Source organism: Nodosilinea sp. LEGE 07088, assembly GCF_015207395.1.
Classification (GTDB): Bacteria; Cyanobacteriota; Cyanobacteriia; order Phormidesmidales; family Phormidesmidaceae; genus Nodosilinea.
This window is the reverse complement of record NZ_JADEWX010000335.1, coordinates 1-2,454: the sequence shown is the minus strand read 5'-3', so window position 1 is coordinate 2,454 and position 2,454 is coordinate 1. Positions and strand designations below refer to the sequence as shown.

Below are 2,454 nucleotides of genomic sequence, written 5' to 3'. Positions count from 1 at the left end.
GGGCAGGGGAGCAAGAGAGTGAGTTTGAGATTGATCCGTTGTTACAAACGGAGAGTTGGTTGTGTTTGTCGGTGACGCAGGAAAAAGACAATGGCGAGACGACGGGGTATCGGACCTTCTGGTCTTATGTCACCCCTGCGGCTCTGGCGGAGGGCATTCCTGACCAGGAAAAACTCACCGAGGGCATTACCCAGTTCTTTGCCGATCTGGTGGGGCATCAGCTTGACCCCATTGCCCAGACGTTTGCCTCCGACACCGTCGGGGTGGTCTCCCGCTTCTTCAAAGAATTGGCTGAAGCCGACCCCGATGAGATCTTTGGCAACGACGCCGACGAATCCCCCACCGTCTTTGCCGCCATGCTCGACTTCTTCACCAAAGACGACTGGTCTTTCCTCCGCATTCAAGGCGAACCGGCCCTGCGGCTGGCCTTCGAAGGGCAAAACGGTTCCTGGAACTGCTACGCCAGAGCCCGCGAAGAGGCCCGGCAGATGGTCTTCTACTCCCTCTGCCCCTTCACCGCCCCCGAAGACAAACGCGCCGCCGTCGCCGAATTCCTCACCCGCGCCAACTACGGCATGGTGCTCGGCAACTTTGAGCTGGACTTTGACGACGGCGAGATCCGCTACAAGACGAGTACCGTGCTGGAAGCCGGGGGGCAAAGGGGCGGGGAAGCAGAGGGAGTAATTCGGGAAATTGTCTATACCAACGTGATGATTATGAACGAGTATCTACCAGGGATTCAGGCCGTTTTGGATGAGGACGTTTCACCTGAGCAAGCTATCCACTTGGTCGAAGCAAAGGAGGCCTCACCAACTGTCATTTAGGTTAAGTTGACCAAGGGAAGAAAAGGCAATTTCTGGAGCATCAAGATTCTAAGCTAGTATCTAGAGATGCCAGGAAAGAATTAACTCCGAGCAAGCGAATCTGGTGGATAGCCATCGCTTCTCGTAACCCATCATCATCTCGCAAATCATTATCCCCAGAAACAATGACATTCGCGCTTCCATCGATCGCTGTTGCCAGCACGGGCAAATCTTTTGGATCACGACAATTGGGAGGGATAGTTTCCACCTCAACCCAAACAGCACGATGTCGCAACTGCTGCTCAAGGCGATTTGCTTGATTTGGGTCGATCTGCTTCCTCAACCGTGGGCGATTCCACACCTCATGAAATTCATCCATCAGCGGTGAACTCATAATGAGCTGAAATTTATCGGCATTAAAGGCTTCTAAGACAGGCAGCGTGACTCGCCCTTTCAACAAAATACGAATCCAAATATTCGTATCAATTACGACCCGTAATTTCATACCGAGTGGGGTTGCTGCCGTACCACTTTAATTTCAGCCAGGATGTCATCATCAGTAATCTCATCGTTAGCCGGTTGAGCGTATAGCTCTTGTATCAAAGCCGTTAGGTCTGAGCGCAAATCCATCTGGATTAGCGCCGTGGCTAATTGTTCTCGCTCCTCTGGCTGCAACCGTTCCACAGCCATAATAAGCTGTTCCAGCGTGATCGGGATGGATATCATCTCTGTCTATGGCTGAGTAACGCTAGATCTTATGCTAGCAGCTAGCAAGCGGATCGGGCGGCGGAGAGTGGGGTAAAGCTTGCCAGATATTGGCGTTGCAATCATCAACGACCTTTTTTTGCTTCACATCACACACGACTATGACCTGACTTTGCCTGACCAAAATGAATGATATACCTAATACATACCAGGAAGCCAGTTAGCCAGGGTGAATAGTTACTGTTCACCCTTTTATTTCTCCATTGAGAAGTATTTAAGAATTGGCCCTTTGATAATCATTTTTTGGATGCTGCGATCTTGCAGTAGACACACAGCCGTGCGCTCCTGAAGATGAGCTGTCGGTAGCTGGGCCAGAAAAGGAGTGATATCGCTTGCAGTGAATTTTAGGACATTGCTATGCCGTTTACACTAAACGGAATTGGTACCACCTATTACGGAAAACGCGATTGTACTGCGGATGGTTCTTATGTTACTACCGAGTGGATGGTGTTTTTATATCTGCCTGTTTTGCCAATCGGTTCCTACCGAGTAATGCCGACTGAGCAAGGCGCTAATCTAATCTTTTATTACTCCACAAAGTATACGGTCAAGCAAGTTCCCCTTTGCTGGCCACAGGTTAGAAGCGGCTACATTGTTACCGGCTCAATTTTGGGTGTTTTAATGGCACCACTGGTCGGGCCAGCGATCGCTACCATTCCCCTGTCCAGCCTCATGATTGCGATATTACTGCTGTATGCGATCGCCTTTTTTCTCTTTCTAAAGCCCCAAAAAATTCCCAAAACACCCTCTGCTCCACCGACCAATGTCACCGTTGATTGTCAGCCTTACCAGGTATTGCCCAGGGGCAGGGGAGATGGGGAGCAGAGGAGCGGGGGAGATAGTTCAAAGAAAGCGCATAAAAAGCGTAATCTACCCGCCCTAGCCC

4 protein-coding genes are annotated in these 2,454 nt (G+C 50.5%); 2 read left to right on the top strand and 2 right to left on the bottom strand.

Translation table 11 applies throughout. The features are described from left to right. Window positions 1-824: YbjN domain-containing protein (locus IQ254_RS30705; RefSeq protein WP_228041254.1), on the top strand; the 824-nt coding region annotated here is incomplete at its 5' end. A 40-nt stretch (window positions 825-864) separates the two neighbouring features. On the opposite strand, the gene IQ254_RS30700 is transcribed toward IQ254_RS30705, so the two are convergent. Both IQ254_RS30700 and IQ254_RS30695 read right to left on the bottom strand, forming a co-directional pair. Beyond that, window positions 865-1,308: a putative toxin-antitoxin system toxin component, PIN family gene (locus IQ254_RS30700; RefSeq protein WP_193969922.1), complete on the bottom strand. Its 444-nt coding sequence runs from the start codon at window positions 1,306-1,308 to the stop codon at window positions 865-867. Beyond that, the gene (locus IQ254_RS30695; protein ID WP_228041253.1) at window positions 1,305-1,493 is read right to left on the bottom strand and encodes a hypothetical protein; all 189 of its coding nucleotides are present in this window, start codon (window positions 1,491-1,493) and stop codon (window positions 1,305-1,307) included. Before IQ254_RS30695 ends, IQ254_RS30700 begins: the two co-directional genes overlap by 4 nt. A 432-nt stretch (window positions 1,494-1,925) precedes the next feature. Between IQ254_RS30695 and IQ254_RS30690 the strand changes: the two genes are divergently transcribed. Next, window positions 1,926-2,454 (top strand): hypothetical protein (locus tag IQ254_RS30690; protein WP_193969920.1); only part of this gene is annotated, 529 nt, incomplete at its 3' end.

Excerpts from the sequence above, each read along its gene's own strand:
- IQ254_RS30700 (WP_193969922.1), bottom strand. The coding sequence starts at position 1,308 with ATGAAATTACGGGTCGTAATTGATACGAATATTTGGATTCGTATTTTG.
- IQ254_RS30695 (WP_228041253.1), bottom strand. The coding sequence starts at position 1,493 with ATGGCTGTGGAACGGTTGCAGCCAGAGGAGCGAGAACAATTAGCCACG.